General features: G+C 65.1%; 13 protein-coding genes. 6 read left to right on the top strand and 7 right to left on the bottom strand.

Going from position 1 to position 19,351, the window contains the following annotated elements; all coding sequences use genetic code 11:
* Positions 1 to 60 precede the first annotated feature (60 nt).
* Together clpB and Q5Z11_RS15340 are read left to right on the top strand one after the other, a co-directional pair.
* On the top strand, positions 61 to 2,649 hold the full coding sequence (clpB, locus tag Q5Z11_RS15345; RefSeq protein ID WP_303747196.1) for an ATP-dependent chaperone ClpB: 2,589 nt from the start codon (positions 61 to 63) through the stop codon (positions 2,647 to 2,649).
* 281 nt (positions 2,650 to 2,930) lie between these two features.
* Entirely contained in the window at positions 2,931 to 4,217 is a 1,287-nt protein-coding gene (locus Q5Z11_RS15340; RefSeq protein ID WP_303747195.1) for an O-acetylhomoserine aminocarboxypropyltransferase/cysteine synthase family protein, read from the top strand.
* A 324-nt stretch (positions 4,218 to 4,541) separates the two neighbouring features.
* Here Q5Z11_RS15340 and Q5Z11_RS15335 read toward each other — a convergent pair whose 3' ends face one another.
* Positions 4,542 to 5,192, bottom strand: a complete 651-nt coding sequence (locus tag Q5Z11_RS15335) for an NAD(P)-dependent oxidoreductase (RefSeq protein ID WP_303747194.1) — start codon at positions 5,190 to 5,192, stop codon at positions 4,542 to 4,544.
* A 120-nt stretch (positions 5,193 to 5,312) separates the two neighbouring features.
* Here Q5Z11_RS15335 and Q5Z11_RS15330 point away from each other — a divergent pair, with 120 nt between their 5' ends.
* A complete protein-coding gene (locus Q5Z11_RS15330) occupies positions 5,313 to 6,239 on the top strand; it encodes a LysR family transcriptional regulator (protein ID WP_303747193.1) in 927 nt (308 codons plus the stop codon).
* Positions 6,240 to 6,282: 43 nt separating this feature from the next.
* Entirely contained in the window at positions 6,283 to 7,161 is an 879-nt protein-coding gene (locus Q5Z11_RS15325) for an AraC family transcriptional regulator (RefSeq protein ID WP_303747192.1), read from the top strand.
* On the opposite strand, the gene ybaL is transcribed toward Q5Z11_RS15325, so the two are convergent.
* From ybaL to Q5Z11_RS15300, 5 genes are all read right to left on the bottom strand, one after another.
* Complete coding sequence (gene ybaL / locus Q5Z11_RS15320) at positions 7,137 to 8,849, bottom strand: YbaL family putative K(+) efflux transporter (RefSeq protein WP_303747191.1); 1,713 nt, start codon at positions 8,847 to 8,849, stop codon at positions 7,137 to 7,139. The two genes, Q5Z11_RS15325 and ybaL, sit on opposite strands and share 25 nt — an antisense overlap.
* A gap of 142 nt (positions 8,850 to 8,991) precedes the next feature.
* Entirely contained in the window at positions 8,992 to 10,149 is a 1,158-nt protein-coding gene (locus tag Q5Z11_RS15315; protein WP_303747190.1) for an MFS transporter, read from the bottom strand.
* On the bottom strand, positions 10,146 to 11,369 hold the full coding sequence (locus Q5Z11_RS15310; protein WP_303747189.1) for an MFS transporter: 1,224 nt from the start codon (positions 11,367 to 11,369) through the stop codon (positions 10,146 to 10,148). Before Q5Z11_RS15310 ends, Q5Z11_RS15315 begins: the two co-directional genes overlap by 4 nt.
* Entirely contained in the window at positions 11,366 to 12,418 is a 1,053-nt protein-coding gene (locus Q5Z11_RS15305; RefSeq protein ID WP_303750065.1) for a zinc-binding alcohol dehydrogenase family protein, read from the bottom strand. Before Q5Z11_RS15305 ends, Q5Z11_RS15310 begins: the two co-directional genes overlap by 4 nt.
* A 20-nt stretch (positions 12,419 to 12,438) precedes the next feature.
* On the bottom strand, positions 12,439 to 13,629 hold the full coding sequence (locus tag Q5Z11_RS15300) for a serine hydrolase domain-containing protein (protein WP_303747188.1): 1,191 nt from the start codon (positions 13,627 to 13,629) through the stop codon (positions 12,439 to 12,441).
* Positions 13,630 to 13,750: 121 nt separating this feature from the next.
* Here Q5Z11_RS15300 and Q5Z11_RS15295 point away from each other — a divergent pair, with 121 nt between their 5' ends.
* A complete protein-coding gene (locus Q5Z11_RS15295; RefSeq protein ID WP_303747187.1) occupies positions 13,751 to 14,644 on the top strand; it encodes a LysR family transcriptional regulator in 894 nt (297 codons plus the stop codon).
* Between the two features lie 106 nt (positions 14,645 to 14,750).
* Here Q5Z11_RS15295 and Q5Z11_RS15290 read toward each other — a convergent pair whose 3' ends face one another.
* On the bottom strand, positions 14,751 to 17,129 hold the full coding sequence (locus Q5Z11_RS15290; RefSeq protein ID WP_303747186.1) for a TonB-dependent receptor plug domain-containing protein: 2,379 nt from the start codon (positions 17,127 to 17,129) through the stop codon (positions 14,751 to 14,753).
* 313 nt (positions 17,130 to 17,442) lie between these two features.
* Between Q5Z11_RS15290 and Q5Z11_RS15285 the strand changes: the two genes are divergently transcribed.
* Positions 17,443 to 19,317: an ABC-F family ATP-binding cassette domain-containing protein gene (locus Q5Z11_RS15285; RefSeq protein WP_303747185.1), complete on the top strand. Its 1,875-nt coding sequence runs from the start codon at positions 17,443 to 17,445 to the stop codon at positions 19,315 to 19,317.
* Positions 19,318 to 19,351 lie beyond the last annotated feature (34 nt).

Raw genomic sequence — 19,351 nt, 5'->3', positions numbered from 1 at the left:
ACCGCATCTGAACCAGTATCGCCAGCAATGCTGGCCTCCCAACTTTGAGGAAGAAGACCCATGCGGATGGACAAGCTCACCTCCAACTTCCAGAAGGCGCTGTCCGACGCGCAGTCCCTGGCGGTCGGTCGCGACAACAACATCATCGAACCGGTACATGTGCTCAGCGCGCTGCTCGACCAGCCCGGTGGCAGCAGCCGGCCCTTGCTGGCCCAGGCCGGCGTCAACGTGCCGGTGCTGCGCGAGCGGCTGACCGAGGCGCTGGATGCATTGCCCAAGGTGTCCGGCCAGGCCGGCAGCCTGTCGATGGGCAACGATCTCAATCGCCTGCTCAACAATACCGACAAGCTGGCCCAACAGCACAACGACCAGTTCATCGCCAGCGAGTGGTTCCTGCTGGCGGCAGTGGACGATGGCGGTCCGGCCGGTATGGCCCTGCGTGCTGCTGGCGCCGACAAGAACAAAGTGAAGGCCGCGATCGACAAGCTGCGCGGCGGAGAAACCGTGCAAAGCGAAAATGCCGAAGAGCAGCGCCAGGCGCTGGAAAAATACACCATCGACCTGACCGCGCGCGCCGAAAGCGGCAAGCTCGACCCGGTGATCGGCCGCGACGAGGAAATCCGCCGCACCATCCAGGTGCTGCAGCGCCGTACCAAGAACAACCCGGTACTGATCGGTGAACCCGGCGTGGGCAAGACCGCGATTGTCGAAGGTCTGGCCCAGCGCATCATCAACGACGAAGTGCCCGAGGGCCTGCGCGGCAAGCGCGTGCTCTCGCTGGATATGGGCGCGTTGATCGCCGGTGCCAAGTTCCGCGGCGAGTTCGAAGAGCGGCTGAAGGCCGTGCTCAATGACCTGTCCAAGAACGAAGGCCAGATCATCCTGTTCATCGACGAACTGCACACCATGGTCGGCGCCGGCAAGGGCGACGGCGCGATGGATGCGGGCAATATGCTCAAGCCGGCACTTGCGCGCGGCGAGCTGCATTGCATCGGTGCTACCACGTTGGACGAGTACCGCCAGTACATCGAGAAGGACGCCGCGCTTGAGCGTCGCTTCCAGAAGGTGTTTGTTGGTGAGCCGACGGTCGAAGACACCATCGCCATCCTTCGTGGCTTGAAAGAACGCTACGCGGTGCACCACGGCGTGGAGATCACCGACCCGGCCGTGGTTGCGGCGGCGACCTTGTCGAACCGCTACATCACCGACCGGCAGCTGCCGGACAAGGCCATCGACCTGATGGACGAGGCGGCATCGCGCATCCGCATGGAGATCGACTCCAAGCCCGAAGAGCTCGATCGTCTGGAACGTCGTCTGATCCAGCTCAAGATCCAGCGCGAAATGCTGAAGAAAGAGAAGGACGACGCTTCGCGCAAGCGCCTGGCCGATCTGGAAGCCGATATCGACACACTGGAGCGTGAGTTCTCCGACCTCAACGAGATCTGGAAGTCGGAGAAGGCCGCGCTGCAGGGCGCAACCAAGATCAAGGAGCAGGTCGAGAAGGCAAAACTTGATCTGGAAGCCGCACAGCGCCGCCAGGATTTCGCCAAGATGAGCGAGATCCAATACGGCCTGCTGCCGAACCTGGAGAAGCAGCTGCAAGCCGCGCAAGAGATGGAGCGCAAGGACTTCAAGCTGGTGCAGGACAAGGTCACCGACGAGGAAATCGCCGAGGTCGTCTCGCGTTGGACCGGTATCCCGGTCAGCAAGATGCTCGAAGGCGAGCGCGACAAGCTGCTGCGCATGGAGGACATGCTGCACAACCGCGTGGTTGGGCAGGAAGAGGCGATCCGCGTGGTTTCCGACGCGGTGAGGCGTTCGCGCGCTGGCCTGTCGGACCCGAACCGTCCGAGTGGCTCGTTCCTGTTCCTGGGCCCGACCGGCGTCGGCAAGACCGAGCTGACCAAGGCGCTGGCCGACTTCCTGTTCGACTCGCCCGACGCGATGGTGCGCATCGACATGAGTGAGTTCATGGAGAAGCACAGCGTGTCGCGCCTGATCGGTGCGCCCCCGGGCTATGTGGGCTACGAAGAAGGTGGTTACCTGACCGAAGCGGTGCGCCGTCGCCCCTACAGCGTGATCCTGCTGGACGAAGTGGAGAAGGCGCATCCGGATGTGTTCAACATCTTGCTGCAGGTGCTGGACGACGGTCGCTTGACCGACGGCCAGGGCCGCACCGTGGACTTCCGCAACACCGTCATCGTGATGACCTCGAACCTGGGCTCGCACCAGATCCAGGACATGAGCGGCGACGACAGCCCGGAAGCCTATACGCAGATGAAGGCGGCGGTGATGGGCGTGGTGCAGGCGCACTTCCGTCCGGAGTTCATCAACCGCCTGGACGACATCGTCGTGTTCCACCCGCTGGACAAGCAGCAGATCAAGCAGATCGCACGCATCCAGATGCGTGGGCTGGAGAAGCGGCTGGGCGAGCGTGGCCTGCGCCTGGAAGTGTCGGATTCGGCCTTCGATGTGCTGGGCAATGTGGGCTTCGACCCGATCTATGGCGCGCGCCCATTGAAGCGTGCGATCCAGGCCCAGCTGGAAAACCCGCTGGCGCAGAAGATCCTGGCCGGCGAGTTCGCCAGCGGCGACACCATCAAGGTGGAAGCTGGTGGTGGCGGGCAGTTGCAGTTTGGCAAGGGTTGAGAGCCAGAGCCAACGCTTCAAAAGCTTTAAGAGCTGCCCTCACCCCAACCCCTCTCCCGCAGGCGGGAGAGGGGCTAGTGCACGGGCAGCTGACGCGATCCGAGCCCCTCTCCCGTTTACGGGAGAGGGGTTGGGGTGAGGGGAAGCTTCTAGCTAGGGATGTGGGCCTTTTGAAAATGCATCAGCTCATAACGCCCCCTCACAAGTAACCCCTGCAACCGTCCACCGGTTGCCATCCATCCTCGGCTATCGTCGGCAGTCACTCCTTGGCGAGCACCCCGATGACCGATCCGCAGTGGAAGCCTGAAACCATCGCCGTGCATGGCGGCTATTCCCCCGATCCGACCACCCGCGCCGTCGCGGTGCCGATCTACCAGACCGTTGCCTACGCCTTCGACGACACCCAGCACGGTGCCGATCTGTTCGACCTCAAGGTGCAGGGCAATATCTATACCCGCATCATGAATCCCACCACCGATGTGCTGGAAAAGCGCATCGCAGCCTTGGAAGGCGGCATCGGTGCGTTGGCGCTGGCCTCGGGCCAGGCCGCGATCACCTACGCCATCCAGACCATTGCCGAGGCCGGCGACAATATCCTCGCCTCAAGCGCGCTGTACGGTGGCACCTACAACCTGTTCGCGCACACGCTGCCGCAGTTCGGTATCCAGACCCGCTTTGCCGACTACCGCGATCCACAGGCCTTCGCGGCCTTGATCGACGAGCGCACCAAGGCGGTGTTCGTCGAATCCATCGGCAACCCGCGCGGCAACGTCACCGATATCGAAGCCATCGCCAGGATCGCGCATGCGCATGGTGTGCCGGTGATCGTCGACAACACCGTCGCCACGCCGTACCTGCAGCGCTCGTTCGATTTCGGCGCGGATATCGTGGTGCATTCCTTGACCAAGTATCTCGGCGGCCATGGCACCAGCCTTGGCGGCGCCATCGTCGATTCCGGTCGCTTCCCGTGGGCCGAGCACAAGGAACGCTTCCCGCGTCTCAATACGCCGGATGTGAGTTACCACGGTGTGGTCTATACCGAAGCACTTGGCCCGGCCGCCTTCATTGGCCGGGCGCGGGTGGTGCCGTTGCGCAACATGGGCGCGGCGATTTCACCGTTCAACGCGTTCCAGATTCTGCAGGGCATCGAGACGCTGGCGCTGCGCATGGATCGGATCAACAGCAATACGCTGGCGGTGGCCAACTACCTGCAGAAGCATCCGAAGGTCGCCTGGGTGAACTACGCCGCATTGCCGGACCATCCGGAGCATGCGCTGGTGCAGAAGTATCTGCGCGGGCAGGGCTCGGGGGTGCTGACGTTTGGCTTGCCGGGTGGGCGTGAGGCGGGGGCGCGCTTCCTGGATGCCTTGCAGTTGTTTACTCGGCTGGTGAATCTGGGCGATGCCAAGTCCTTGGCCACGCATCCGGCATCCACCACGCACCGGCAGCTGGATGCGGTGGAGTTGGAGAAGGCCGGGGTGACGCTGGATACCGTGCGTCTGTCGGTGGGCATCGAACATATCGATGACTTGCTGGCGGATCTGGAGCAGGCGTTGGCTGGGGCTTGAGCTATAGATCAGGAGCTGGGTCTGCTTGTTAGAAGCCTCCCCTCACCCCAACCCCTCTCCCGCAGGCGGGAGAGGGGCTCGGATCGCGTCGGCTGCTAGCGCACTGGCCCGCTCCCGCATGCGGGAGCGGGGCTGGCATTGCTGGCGCTCGTAGTGCACTAGCCCCTCTCCCGCGTGCGGGAGAGGGGCTCGGATCGCGTCGGCTGCTAGTGCACTGGCCCGCTCCCGCATGCGGGAGCGGGGCTGGCATTGCTGGCGCTCGTAGTGCACTAGCCCCTCTCCCGCGTGCGGGAGAGGGGTTGGGGTGAGGGCAGCTTTCAGCTCTTACCAGGCAACCGTAAACCGCTGCCCAACATGCTTCGGCGCGTCCAGCTCATCAACCACTGCCACCGCCAGATCCGCAGCACTGATCGTGCCCGGGCCATCGCCGGTGCTCAGCGGCGTCTCGCCGCCAACCCGGTACTTGCCGGTGCGCTCGGTGGCGCTGCCCGGATGGAACGCAACCGGCGGGCTCAGCTGGGTCCAATCCAGCGACGTCTCGTTGCGCAGCTCGGTCAGTGCATCACGGGCCGCGCTGGCGCCGGGATAGATCGCAGCCGGGAAGTTCGGTGAATCCACCAGTTGGGTACCGTCTGGCGCATACAGGCTGCCAGCGCCGCCGATCACGATGTAACGCTTCACGCCTGCGGCCTTGGTGCCGGCGACGATCGCGCGGGTGCCGCGCAGGAACTCGTTGTACAGATCCGGGTTGCCCCAGCCGGCGTTGTAGGCGCTGATCACGGCTTCGGCACCTGCAAAGGCTGCATGCACTTCACCTGCATTGAGCACATCGGCCTTGACCACCTGCAGTTGCGGGCGGGCTTCCAGCTTGGCCGGGTCGCGGACCAGTGCGGTCACGTCATGGCCGCGAGCCAGCAGTTCATCGAGTACGGCCTTGCCGACAAAGCCGGTGGCACCGATCAGGGCAACTTTCATGGGAACGTCCTTGGGGTGGGGAATGACGCCAGTGTCCGCCCAAGTCGGCGTCGGTGGCAGTCGCAAAAAATCACAACCACCTTGAAGCTGTGCTTCACAATGGCGGCACGGAGGTGGCTGATGGACAGCGTCAAACGGATGGCCTTGTTTGCCCAGGTGGTGCAGCACGGCTCGATGAGTGCGGCGGCGCGGGCGCTGGGCATGAGTACCTCGGCGGTGAGCCAGCAGGTGCGCGCGTTGGAGCAGGACGCTGGGGTGGCCTTGCTGCACCGCTCGACGCGGCGGCTGGCGCTGACCGATGTCGGCAGCCGCTACTACGCTGCCTGCGCACGCCTGCTGGATGCGGCAGGCGAGGCCGAGGCGGAGCTCTCGGCGGCCCGGCAGGCACCCAGCGGAGAGCTGCGGCTGTCAGCGCCACTGGGCATGGCCGCGCACATCGGCCCGGCCTTGGGTGCTTGGTTGCAGGACAACCCGCAGCTGCGCCTGCACCTGTTCTTCGACGATGGCTGGACCGACCTGTTGCAGGCGCGTATCGATGTGGCGCTGCGCTTCGGCCAGCTGCCGGACAGCGACTGGATGGCGCAGCGCCTGGGCAGCCTGCAACGCTGGCCGTGCGCGGCACCGGCATGGCTGCAGCGGCATGGATTGCCTGACGATCCGCTGCAGATACCGGCGGCCGAATGGCTGGGCATGCCGCAGGTGCCGGGGCTGGTCTGGCGGCATCGCGAGAACAACGAGGAGCGGCTGGTACCCGCGCACCCACGCATCGCCAGCCAGAACCAGCCGGCGGTGCTGCGTCTGTGCGAGGCCGGCCTGGGTGTGGCGGTGCTGACCTGTCTGGATGCTTCGCCGCTATTGGATGCAGGCAGCCTGCAGCGCTTGCTGCCGGAATGGGAGGTGCCGCCACTGCCAGCCTGGGCGGTTACTCCGCATCGACAGACCCAGCCAGCCAAGGTGCGCCAGGCCATCGACCTGCTGCAGGATTACCTGGCGCGCGTGCCCGGTGAGCCGGCAGCGACTGCGCAAGATCGGAACCGCGCGAGCTGAGCGGCGGCGTTGCAATGGCATCACCTTCCATGGAGACATCGCAATGAAAGCCAATGCCGCGCAGTTGCCACGTCTGGATCGGGTCATCGCCTGCCTGCAGCAAAGCATCGATGTAGGCGGGCCGTTGCCGGATCTGGATGCGCTGGCTGCCATTGCCCATTACTCGCCGTTCCACTTCCATCGCGTGTACCGCGCGCTGACCGGCGAAACCATCGGCCGCACCGTGCAGCGGCTGCGCGTGGTCAAGGCCTTGCAGCGCTTGGCGCATAGCGATGCCAGCGTCACCGAGATCGCCTTGCTGGCAGGCTATGACACACCGCAGGCCTTGGCGCGGGTGCTGCGCGAGACGGTGGATGCCAGCGCCAGCGAGCTACGGGGCGATCCGCAACGCTTGGCAGCCAGTATCGAGCAGTTTTCACGGCCGCTGCCATTGGCTGAAAAGACCGCGCCGCTGAGCGTGGAAGTCATCACCCTTGAGCCCTTCGAGGTGGTGGCACTGCGTGCGCGGGGCGCCTTCGATGATCTGGATCAGGTGTTTGGCGAGCTGTTCGGCTGGGCGACGGAGCAGGGCTTGATCGAGCAGTTGCAGCAGCTGATAGGCGTGCCGCTGGGCGATCACCGCGAGCTGCCTGCCGAGGAACTGCTGTTCAACTGCGCACTGGCATTCGACGCGGAGCTGCCGGTGTTGCCGGCATCGCTGCAGCGCCTGGTCCTTGGTGGTGGCCGCATGGCGCGGTTGCGCCATGTCGGCAGTTACGTGCTGCTGGAAGATGCCACCGACCAGTTGCTGCGCGACTGGTTGCCGGGCAGCGGCCACGCCCTGCGCGATGCACCGCTGCATTACCACTTCCTGGACGACCCCGAAGAGGTCCCCGAGGCCATCCTGCGCGCCGATATTTATGTCCCGCTGGCGGCCGGCTGAGGCATGCCCGGGCGCAGGCTGCGGTAGGGCGGGGTGGACATGATCATCTCCGCCAGCGAATAGGCCAGCTCGCGCTCGGCCATCACCGTGCCATCGGCGCCGTGGTCGAGCAGATGCTTGACCTCGGCGTCGCTGTGGGCACGGGCGAGCAGGGTCAGGTTGGGGTTGATGGCGCGTAGCTTGGCCAGCACTTCGCCCGATTCCAGCGGCTGCGGGATGGCCAGCACGGCGATGGTGGCGCGCTCGGGATGGGCCTCGGCCAACACCTTGTCCGAGGCCGCGCTGCCGCGGATGCCGGGAATACCGGCCGCGTGCGCACGTTCCACATGTTCGCGGTTGTCGTCGATCACCAGCACCGGCACGCCGCGGTCACGCAGCACCTGCGCCAGCTCGCTGCCGACCCGGCCGTAGCCAACCACGATGGCGTGGTCGTGCAGGTCCAGCGATGGGCCTGGCGGGATGTCCGGCACTTCCGGTACCGGCGTGGTTTCCTTGTGGCGCGCCTGCCAACGGTCGAGCAGGCCGAACACCACCGGATTGAGCATGATCGACACCAGCGCGCCGGCCAGTACCAGCGATTGCCCGGCCGGCGGCAGGATCTTCAATGCCACACCGAGGCCGGCGATGATGAAGGCGAACTCGCCGATCTGTGCCAGCGAGGCGGAAATGGTCAGCGCGGTGCCCTTGGAATGGCCGAAGGCACGCACGATGAAGAAGGCCGCGGCCGACTTGCCGACCATGATGATCAAGACGGTCGCCAGTACCTGCCACGGGTGCTCGACGATGATCATCGGGTTGAACAACATGCCGACCGAGACGAAGAACAGCACCGCGAACGCATCGCGTAGCGGCAGCGAATCATGCGCGGCCTTGTGGCTGAGCTCGGACTCGTTGAGCATCATGCCGGCGAAGAACGCGCCCAATGCGAACGACACGCCGAACAGGGCGGCAGCGCCGAACGCCACGCCCAGGGCAATCGCCAGCACGCACAGGGTGAACAGTTCCCGCGAGCCGGTGCCGGCCACTTTCTCCAGCACCCACGGAATGACGCGGCGGCCGACCACCAGCATCACCGCCACGAACAGGCCCAACTGCACGAAGGTCCAGCCAATAGAAGCCAGCAGCCCGCCGATGGACAACTCCTTGCCGTTGGCCTCGGGGCCGAACACGTCGGCGATCACCGGCATCATCACCAGTGCCAGCACACAGGCCAGGTCCTCCACGATCAACCAGCCGACCGCGATCTTGCCGCGCGTGGTTTCCAGCAGGCGGCGTTCTTCCATTGCCCGCAGCAGCACCACGGTGGAAGCGGTGGCCAGCGAGAAACCGAAGATCACGCCGTGCAGCACCGGCCAGCCCATCAGCGTGGCCACGCCCCAGCCGAGCAGGGTGGCGACCAGGATCTGGCCGATCGCGCCGGGGATGGCGATGGCTTTGACCGCCATCAAGTCCTTCAACGAGAAGTGCAGGCCGACCCCGAACATCAGCAGCATCACGCCGATCTCGGCCAGCTGGTTGGCCAGTGCCTGGTCGGCGACAAAGCCCGGGGTGAACGGCCCTACGATGACACCGGCAACGAGATAGCCCACCAGCGGCGACAGCCGCAGTTTGTTGGCTAGGGCACCAAGCACGAAGGCCAGGCCCAAACCGATGGCAATCATGTTGATCAGGGCGGTGTCATGGTGCATCAGGGCTCGCTGGGTCGGTTGGGGGATGCCTCGATTCTAAAGGTGCCACCGGTGTACATGCGGCTAAATGCCCGAAATATCCGATATTTTTTTGGAATTGATGGTTGCGATAGCCTTCTTGAGGGTTCCTGCCGTGTCCCCTTCATGTCGAGCGAGCAGCCTGCCACGGCTTCCTGGCCAGCACCGTGACAGCCGCCAACGCGGCAAACAACCAGCCACTCCAGATGATTCCGCCTATCCCCAAGGCGCCTATGAGGCTGCCGCCCAGCGCGGCGCCCAGCACCACACCGAGGTTGGCAGCCGAAACATAGAGACTGGTGGCGAACTCGGGCGCCTCGGGCGCGGCCGAGCTCATCCACATCTGGCTGACGATCAATCCGCTGGCGTGGGCTGCGCCCCACAGCAGGCAGATTGGCAGCATGCCGGCCAGCGCCGGTGAGGCGAACCGCAGCAGTACCGCATAGGCCGCCGCCAGCAGCACCGGGTATGCCAGCACGGTCCAACCGAGCTGGCGGTCCAGGGCGCGGCCTGCCAACAGATTGCCGAGTACGCCGCCCACGCCGAAGACGCCGAGCAGCAGGCTGATTGCCTCGCCGTCCAGCTGGGCTTGGCGGGCGAGGTATTCGGCCGCGTAGCTGTAGACCGAGAACATCGCGGCGAACACGCATACCGCGGTCGCGATCGACAGCCACACCTTGCTCCGGCGCAGCACGGCCAGCGGATTGCCTGTCGTTGTCCGCGTTGTTCCGCGCCCATCAGGCAGCTTGATCCACAGACCGATGGCGGCCGCCAGATTCACTGCCGCGCAGAACAGGAACGGGGCCTCATAGGACAAGGCTGCGCCGACCCAACTTGCCACAGGCACGCCCAGCACCAGCCCCAATGTCGTACCGGAGAAGGCCAGCGCAGTGGCATGCGCCGCCCGTTGTGGCGGGTAGAGCGCGACGGCGGAGGCGAAGGCCATCGAGAAGAACACCGGGTGCAGCAGGGCGGAGGGCACGCGCAGCGCCATCAGCACGGCGAAACTGGGAGCCCAGGCTGACAGCAGGCTGCACAGGCTGAAGACCAGCAACGCCGCCACCAGCACCTTGCGGCGGTCGAAGCGCCCAAGCCACAGCACCATTGCCGGCCCGCACAACGCAACCATCGCGGCGAACAGGGCCACGAGCCAACCGGCCTGGGCCACGCTGATGCCATGACGCTGGATGATGGCAGGCAGGATGCCGACCACGCTGAACTCGACGGCATACAGCCCGAACAGCCCCAAGGCAATGAAGAACAGTGCACCGGACCTGTTCATGGCTGCGCCTCGCTGCGGTCGCCCGGCGCCGCCTCGGCTGCACCGGCTGAAGCATCGGCTGCTGCAAACCCATTGCGTCTGGCGAGCCAGATCACTACCAGCGTTGCCAGCAACAACACCAGCAGCACCGGGGCGAAGGCGCTGACACCCCATCGGTCAAGCAGCGCACCGCCGATGATGCCGCCACCGGCGATTGCCGCGTTCCAGGCAGTGACCAGCATGGATTGGGCGACATCGGCGGCGTCTCCGGCGGTCTTTGCCAACGCCGTCTGGAACAGGGTTGCGGCGCCGCCGAAGGCAATACCCCAGACCGCCACTGCCGCGTAGACCACAAGCGCCGTCTCGTTGGCCAGCGCGAGCGCCAGTGCGGCCGCGCCGAACAATACGGTGCTGGCAAGCGTCAACGCACGCAGGTGCTGGTCGACAAGTACACCGACGATCCAGATGCCCAGCAGCGAGGTCATGCCGAACACCAGCAACACCAGGTCGGTGCGTGCGCCCATGCCGGCAGCGCTCAGGAATGGCGCTATATAGGTGTAAAGGATGTTGTGGGCCAGCACGAAGCCCAGCACCACGAACAGCACCGGGCGCACACCGGCGATGGAGAACACCTGTCGCAACCGTAGCTGCCGGTTGTTCGGCTGGCCGGCGAAGTCCGGCACCTTGAACCGCACCCACAGCATCAGTGCCAACGCCAATAGACTCATCGCGCCAAAGCAGATGCGCCAGCCCAGCAGATTGCCGAACAAGGTGCCGGCCGGTACGCCCAGCGACAGGGCCAGTGGCGTGCCGACCATCGCGATGGCAATCGCCTTGCCTTGTTGATGCGCGGGCACCATGCGCGCGGCATAGCCAGCCAGCAATGCCCACAACAATCCGGCAGAAACACCGGCGAGCAAGCGCGCCAGCATCGTCAGCGCGTAGCTGCTGGAGAACGTGGTGACGGTATTGGCGATGGCGAAGCCGGCGATCGCCGCGAGCAGCAATGGGCGTCGGCGCACGCCCTGGGTGGCGCTGGTCAGCGGAATCGCCGCCAGCAGCGAGCCGATCGCGTAGACCGTCACGGTCTGTCCGATCCATGCCTCGGACACACCGAGACCATGCGCCATCTGCGGCAGCAGACCGGCCGGCAGGGCTTCGGTGAGGATGGTGATGAAGCCGGCCATCGCCAGTGCCAGCAAGGCGCCCAGCGGCAGGCGTGCGTTGGAGGCGGCACTCATCGGCCGGCCTCCGGCGTGTGCGCGATGTTGTCTTCCCCGCTGCGGGCCAACACCACCTTGCCGGTGATGCCGCCCGCTTCCAGCAGGCGATGGGCCTGGATCATCCGGGCTGCATCCATGGGCTGCAGTACCTGTGTGACGGTAGAGCGCAGCACGCCGGAATCCACCAGTGCGGCGACTTCATTGAGAATCCGGTGCTGGGCGATCTGGTCCGGTGTGCCATACAGCGGGCGGGTGAACACCATCTCCCAGTGCAGTGACACGCTCTTGGCTTTGAACGGCGCTGCATCGAGTGTGTTGTGATCATCGATGATCGCCAGCTGCCCCTGCGGTGCGATCAACTCGGCCAACTCATGCAGGTGTTCGGCAGTGTTCGACAGCGCTGCGATATGGTTGACCGGTGGCACCGGCAGGGCAGCGATCTGTGCAGGCAGCGGTTGCTGGTGGTCGATGACATGGTGGGCGCCCATGGCCAGGCACCAATCGCGGCTCTGCGCGCGCGAGGCGGTAGCGATGACGGTCAGGTTGGTCAGCTGCCGCGCGAGTTGGATCAGCATCGAGCCGACGCCGCCTGCGCCGCCGAGCACCAGCAGACTGCCGTTGGCAGCCGACTTGCCGCGGACGACATCCAAACGCTCAAACAGCAACTGCCATGCCGTCAACGCCGCCAATGGCAGTGCAGCAGCGTCGGTGAAGCCGAGCGTGCAGGGCATATGACCGGCGATACGCTCGTCAACCAGTTGGAATTCGGCATTGCTGCCGCTGCGGTCGAAGCTGCCCGCGTAGTAAACCGTTTGTCCGGGCTTGAACAGGGTGACCGCCTCGCCAACGGCGTCGACGATCCCTGCGCCGTCCCATCCCAGCGAACGGACTTCATCAGGTACGGCGACCAGGCCAGCGCGGACTTTGACATCCAGGGGATTGACCGAGACCGCGCGCACTGCCACACGCAGGTCGTGCGGTCCGGGTTGCGGGCATTCGACATCGACGTCGAGCAGACACTGTGGATCGGCCAGGCTGGAGCCACGACGGAAAGTGATTGCGCGCATGCGCGCAGTGGTGATCGTCATCAGCGCGCCTCTACTGCTGCGTAAACCGCATCGCGCAGGTCGGTGACGAAGCGACCGGACATGCCTTCGTACAGCGTATTGGTGAAGGCGACCACGCTCAGGCCCTGTGCCCGGTCCACGAACCAGGAATGGCCGTAGGCACCGCCCCAGCGCCAGGTGCCAAGTGATTCCGGAGTAGCAGCCGGCGCCGGGTCACGCAGCACCGAGAAGCCGAGACCGAAGCCGAAACCCGGTGCGCTGGGCAGTTCCAGGCCGTTGGTCTGGTCGCGACCCATTTCAGCGATCAGTTCGGCCGGCAGCAGGCCATCGCCGCCCACGCGCAGCGTTTCCAGCAGGCGCAGCAGATCGTCGGCAGTCCCGGCCATGCCCGCGCCAGCGGAGGGAAACGCCTGCGCATCGAAGATGCGCGCCGGGCTGTAGCTGATGCCGATGGCGCCATCGAACGGCGACACAATCTCGCCTTCGCTGAGCAGGTGAGGCTGCGGAGCATCGCTTACATAGGCGCTCGCCACGCGCTGGGCATCGCGGGCGACGAAGCCGGTATCCGTCATGCCCAGTGGGCCGGTAACCAGTTGATCCACTGCCTGCTGCAGCGGCGTGCCGTGGATGCGTTCGATCAAGGCACCCAGCACATCGGTCGCCAGCGAATAGCCCCAGGCGCTGCCGGGTTGGTAAAGCAGCGGCACTTTGGCGATGCGGCGCAGGTTTTCCTGCAGGGTGATGCCGGAGTCATCCATGCCGTCGGAGACGCCGGCCCGTGCGTACGGACCGTCCGCGTCGGCTTCGAAAAAGCGGTAACCCAGGCCGGCGGTGTGGCTCAGCAGTTGCCGCGCGCTGATTCGTGCTGGGCGACCGTCGGCCAAGCGTGGCTGGAATTCCGGCAGCCAGTGATCGATGCCTGCGTCCAGGTCGAGCTTGCCCCGTGCCACCAACACCATGGCCGCGGTGGAGACGATGGGCTTGCTGACCGACGCCAGCCGGAACACGGTGTCCAAGGCCATCGGGCGCGCGCTGGCACGGTCGGCGAGGCCGTAGGCCTGGCGGTGGATCAACTCGCCGTCACGGGCGATCAGCACCACCGCGCCGACCAGGCGCTGTTCGTTCAGTGCCTGCTGCACGACGGTCCGGATTGGAGACAGAGTCGGCTCAGGCGCGGCACTGGAGGGGAGGGGGAACGCGGGGCTGGTCATCGCCGTTGGCTCGCTTTAATGGGCAGACCGTGACGATAGAAATCCAGCGATTGAAGAAAAAGCAGGCTGCAGTTCCGTGATGCGCGGAATAAAATGTCCGCAATCAAGCGGAAGGCGGATCATGGACAGCCTCAACGGCTTCGTGGTGTTTGTGCAGGTGGCTGAAACGCGCAGCTTCGTCGCGGCCGGGCGTGAGCTCGGGGTGTCGGCCTCGGCGATCGGCAAGAGCGTGGCGCGGCTGGAAGAGAAGCTGGGTGTGCGCCTGTTCCATCGCAGCACCCGCAGCGTGACCCTTACCGCCGAAGGCACGCTGTTCCTGGAGCGCAGCCGCCGCATCCTGGCTGAGATTGACGCCGCCGAGCTGGAACTGTCGCAGGCCAGCGCGGCACCACGCGGACGCCTGCGGGTGAGCCTGCCCTTGGTCAGTTCGCTGGTGCTGCCGGTGCTCGGCGAGTTCATGCGCGCGTACCCGCAGATCGAGCTCGATCTGGACTTCACCGACCGCATGGTCGATGTCATCGAGGAGGGCTTCGATGCCGTGGTGCGTACCGGTGAACCGGCCGACTCTCGGTTGTCGGCGCGTCGCCTGGGCAGCTTCCATATGCGGTTAGCGGCGTCGCCGGACTACCTGGCGCGCCACGGCGTGCCGCAAACGCCGACCGATCTCGAGCAGCACAGCTGCCTGCACTATCGATTTCCCAACAGCGGCAAGCTGGAAACCTGGGCGCTGCGGCGCGAGCCGGGCGAGGCCGAGCTGCAACTGCCGACTTCGATGATCTGCAACAACATCGAGACGCGTGTGTGCTTCGCATTGCGCGGGCTGGGAATTGCCTACCTGCCGGATTTCGCGATCCGCGAGCCGCTGGCTGCCGGCCTGCTGCAGCCCATCCTGGTCGATCAGGTAAGCGGAGCCGGCGTTTTCAACGTGCTGTGGCCGGCCAGCAAATATCCCTCGCCGAAGGTCCGGGCGCTGGTGGATTTCCTCTGCGCCAAGGTGTTTCCGCAAACGGCTTGAGGCGGTCTTCGGTGCGCATCGCGTTGCTCTCCGCCACGCGCGAACGGCACAAAGAAAAATGCCCCGGTTTCCCAGGGCATCTTCCTTCCACGACGTCGGTCCGGTGTTACCAGGTGTAGCTGACGCGGCCGTACACGTAGGCGCCATTGAAACCGAACGGCGAGTAGTTGCTGTACGGCAACATGCCCCAGGTCGAGTTCTGCAGGTCGGCGGTGCGGTCCGGGTATTCGTCCAGCAGGTTGTCCGCGCCCAGGGTCAGCTTCCAGTTTTCGCTGGGCTTGAAGCTGGCCGAGGCATCCAGCACCCACTTGGCGTCGTAGGTCTGGTCGCGCGTTGCGGTGGCCGAGTTGCGCACGGTGAAGCTGCCGTAGCGGGTCGCTGCCAGGCCCAGCTCCCAACGGTCCGAGCGCCAGGTGCCGCTGACGATGGCCTTGTCACGCGGGAAGCTGTCCTCGATGCGGCCGATTTCGTCGCGGCCGATCAGCGACTGGGTGATGCCAAGGCTGCCGAACACCGCCGGCGAAGCGATGAACTTCTTCACCTCGGTCTCGTTGTAGCTGTAGGCAGCGGTCAGTTCCAGATTGCTGGCAGCGAACGGGATGGTGTAGCTGGACACCGCATCGACACCGCGGGTGCGGGTGTCCACGCCATTGGTGAAGTAGGAGAACGCGGTGACCTGCGGCAGGCCCAGACCGGCCAATAGCGCGTTGGCGGCGGCATTGGTGGTGATGTTGGTGGACAGCACGATGCGGTCATCGATGTCGATCTGGTAGGCGTCGACGGTCAGGTACAGGCGATCGACCGGCTGCAGTACCAGGCCAAGGCTGTAGGAGGTGGAGCTTTCCGCCTTCAGCGGTGCTGCGCCCAGTGCCTGTGCGGCAGCGCTGGTGGTCGGGAAGGTGCCGCGGTCGACGAAGCTGCCGTTGATGATGGTGCTGGTCACCGCCTGGTAGCTCTGCTGGGCCAGCGACGGGGCGCGGAAGCCGCTGGATGCGGTGGCACGCAGCGCAACCTTGTCGGTGAAGGCGTAGCGCGCCGACAGCTTGCCGGAGAACTTGTCGCCGAAGTCCGAATAGTCCTCGTAGCGACCGGTCAGGCCGGCGGAGAACTTCTCGGTCAGATCGGCTTCGAGCCCGGCATAGACAGCGTAGTTGTGGCGGTCGTTATGCACTTCGTTGGTCGGGGTGAAACCACCGAAGCCCTGCGCACCGCTACCGGTGTAGGAATTCAGTTCGCCGGCTTCCTGCTCCCACTTCTCGCGACGGTATTCACCACCGAAGGACAGCGTCACCGGGTAGGCCAGGCCCCAATCCAGCGACTTGGTGATGTCGGCGTTGAAGATGTCCTGCTGGTACTTCAGCGTACCGTCGTAGAACGAGCTCGGGCTGTTCACGCCCAGGCTGTAGTTGATGCTGTTGCGGGTGTGGAAATCCAGGGTGTTTTCACCGTGGTTGACGCTCACGTCCCAAGTCCAGCCGCTCTCGGTATTGCCCTTGACGCCGGCTACCAGCGAGCGGTCCTTGGAATACTGGTTGATCTGCGGCACGAAGCCGTCCGGGTAGGTCTGCGCCAGCAACGCGGTCTGGCCGCTGTGGTTGGGCGAGCGGTAGAACGCGAAGGAAGTGATGTCGCGGTTGCTCAGCAGGGCGCTGGCGTAGGCACTGATGTTGTCGCTGAAGTTGAAGCTGGCATTGACCGAGGCAGCGGTGGCATCCACGCGCGGATCGCCGACCACGAAGGTTTTTTCACCGATGGACGGGAAGTTGCCGGTATTCGGTGCGGTGCCCTGGTAGGGGCCGGCGCGGTTGCTTTCGTCCTGCTGACTGACCTGGCCGGCGAAATGCACGCTGCCGCGGCCATCGGCGAAGCTGACGCCGGTATCGCCGGAGATCTGGTACTTGTTGCCGTCCCCGGCCGAGTACTGGCCGTAATCCACCGCCAGGCTGCCGCCCTTGCCGCTGCCCTTGAGCACGATGTTGACCACGCCGGCGATGGCGTCTGAGCCGTACTGCGCCGAAGCGCCGTCACGCAGCACTTCCACGCGCTCGATGGCGGCGATCGGAATCGCATTGATGTCCACCGCGGAAGAACCGCGGCCGATGCTGCCGTTGACGTTGATCATCGCCGAGGTGTGGCGGCGCTTGCCGTTGACCAGCACCAGCACCTGGTCAGGCGAGAGGCCGCGCAGCTGTGCCGGGCGGATGCCACTGGTGCCGTCGGTCAGGGCTGGGCGCGGGAAGTTCAGCGAGGGCAGGGCGCGCGACAGCGCGGTGGCCAGCTCGGTGGTGCCGGTGGACTGCAGGGCTTCCGGGGTGATGATGTCGATCGGCGACTGCGATTCGGCCACGGTGCGGTCGGCGACGCGGGTACCGGTGACGATCACGGTATCCAGGGTATTGGCGGCGGTCTGGGCGAAAGCGGGGAGGGCCGGGGCGCCAAGCGCGATGGCAATGGCGATGGCGAGGGTGCTGGACTTGCGGTTCATCAGGTTGCAGCTCCGGTATTGAGTGGCGGCATCGGCGGCGCGTGGGGGTTCGCGGCTGTTGCGGTGCGCCATCAATGAATTAATGGAATTTTTACCTCGTGTCAAACCGGACGGTTCAGCTAAATTGTTGCTTTTGAAAGCTTTTTCAGTTCAGCAAGGGCGATTTGGCTATGCGAGTACTTGGCCCTTGTCAGGCAACGCCGTTCAGGCGCGTGCGATAACAGGGCGTGAGTCAAGTATTGGTTAACGTTAGAATTACGTCGCAGGAATGCTGCTCACATGCTCATTCCTTTTCGTTATAACGGACCCATTCATGATTTCCCTTCGTAATTTCGCCCTTCGCCGGGGCGAGCGCCTGCTGTTGTCCAACGTAGACCTCACCCTGCATGCCGGCTATCGCGTAGGCGTGGTGGGCCGTAATGGCGCAGGTAAATCCAGCCTGTTTGCCGCCGTGCGCGGTGAGCTGGAAGCCGACAAGGGCGACGTGTCGCTGCCCGGCAAGATCCGTATCGCCGACGTGGCCCAGGAAACCCCGGCGCTGCCCGACCGCGCCATCGACTTCGTGCTGGGTGGTGATGACGTGGTCGCCGCAGTGCTGGCCGAAGAAGCCGCAGCGGCTGCGCGAGAAGATTGGGAAGCGGTCGCCAATGCGCACCAGAAGATGGCCGAGCTGGGCGCCTATGACGCCGAGGCACGCGCCGGCAAGCTGCTGCATGGCCTGGGCTTCCCGGCCGAGACGCATGAGCGCCCGGTGTCGGCGTTCTCCGGTGGCTGGCGCGCACGCTTGAATCTTGCGCGCGCACTGATGATGCCCAGCGACCTGCTGCTGCTCGACGAACCGACCAACCACCTGGATCTGGACGCGGTGTACTGGCTGGAGCAATGGCTGCTGAAATATCCGGGCACCTTGCTGCTGATCTCGCATGACCGCGAGTTCCTGGACAACGTCGCCACCCACACCCTGCATCTGCACGGCGGCGGCGCCAAGCTCTATCCGGGCGGCTATACCGATTTCGAGCGCCAGCGTGCCGAGCACCTGCGCCAGCAGCAGATCGCGCACGAGAAGGAACAGGCTGAGCGCGCGCATCTGCAGAGCTTCATCGACCGCTTCAAGGCGCAGGCCAGCAAGGCCACCCAGGCGCAGAGCCGGATGAAGCGCCTGGCCAAGATGGCCGGCACCGAAGCGGTGCGCGCCGAGCGCGAGTTCCGCATCGAGTTCTCGCCGCCGGCCAAGCTGCCGTTCTCGTTGATCCGCCTCAACGACGTCACCGCCGGTTACGGCCCGGACGCAGTCATCCTGGACAACGTCGGCTTCGGCCTGGAAGCCGGCCAGCGCGTCGGTCTGCTCGGGCCGAACGGCGCGGGTAAGACCACGTTGGTGAAATCACTGGTCGGCGACCTGCCGTTGCTTGGCGGTGACCGCATGGCCCACCCGGACCTGCAGATCGGTTACTTCGCCCAGCACACGGTGGAATCGCTGCACGCTGGCATGACGCCGATGGATCACTTCCGCGAGATCTCGCCGGATGGCGTCAATCAGTCGTTCCGCGACTTCCTTGGCAAGTGGAACTTCCCGGGCGATCGCGCGTTCGAGACGGTGGATGGTTTCTCCGGTGGCGAGCGTGCGCGTCTGGCGCTGGCCCTGATCGCCTGGCAGCAGCCGAACGTGTTGCTGCTCGACGAACCGACCAACCACCTTGATCTGGAAATGCGCGAAGCATTGGCCGAGGCGCTGGCCTTGTTCGAAGGCGCGATCGTGATGGTGTCGCATGATCGCCATCTGATCGGCCTGGTCTGCGATACGTTCTGGCGTGTCGCCGACGGTGTGGTCGAGCCGTTTGCCGGCGACCTCGACGAATACGCTGCTTGGCTGCGTACCCGCGCCAGTGCGCAGGGTTCGCGCAACAAGAGTGATCGTCAGGAAAAGCCCGCGGCTGCACCGGTTGCGCAGGTTGCCCCGGTCAAGCCGGCCTCGAACAAGAAGCCGGTCAATCCGCACAAGCTGGAAGCTGCCGAGAAGAAGGTGGAGCAGTTGGGGGCATCGCTGGCCGAGGTGGATGCGCAGCTGGCTGATTCCGGCAACTACGCCGACACCGCGAAGATGGCCAAGCTGGGCAGCGAGCGTGAAGTGCTGGCGCAGCAGCTGGAGCAGGCTGAAGCTGCGTGGATGGAGATGCTGGAGGACTGAGCGTCGCAGGCCGCGAAGCGATGCCACTGTAGAG

This window comes from Stenotrophomonas sp. 610A2 (genome assembly GCF_030549615.1).
Classification (GTDB): domain Bacteria; phylum Pseudomonadota; class Gammaproteobacteria; order Xanthomonadales; family Xanthomonadaceae; genus Stenotrophomonas; species Stenotrophomonas pigmentata.
This window is presented reverse-complemented; position numbering and strand designations above follow the sequence as displayed.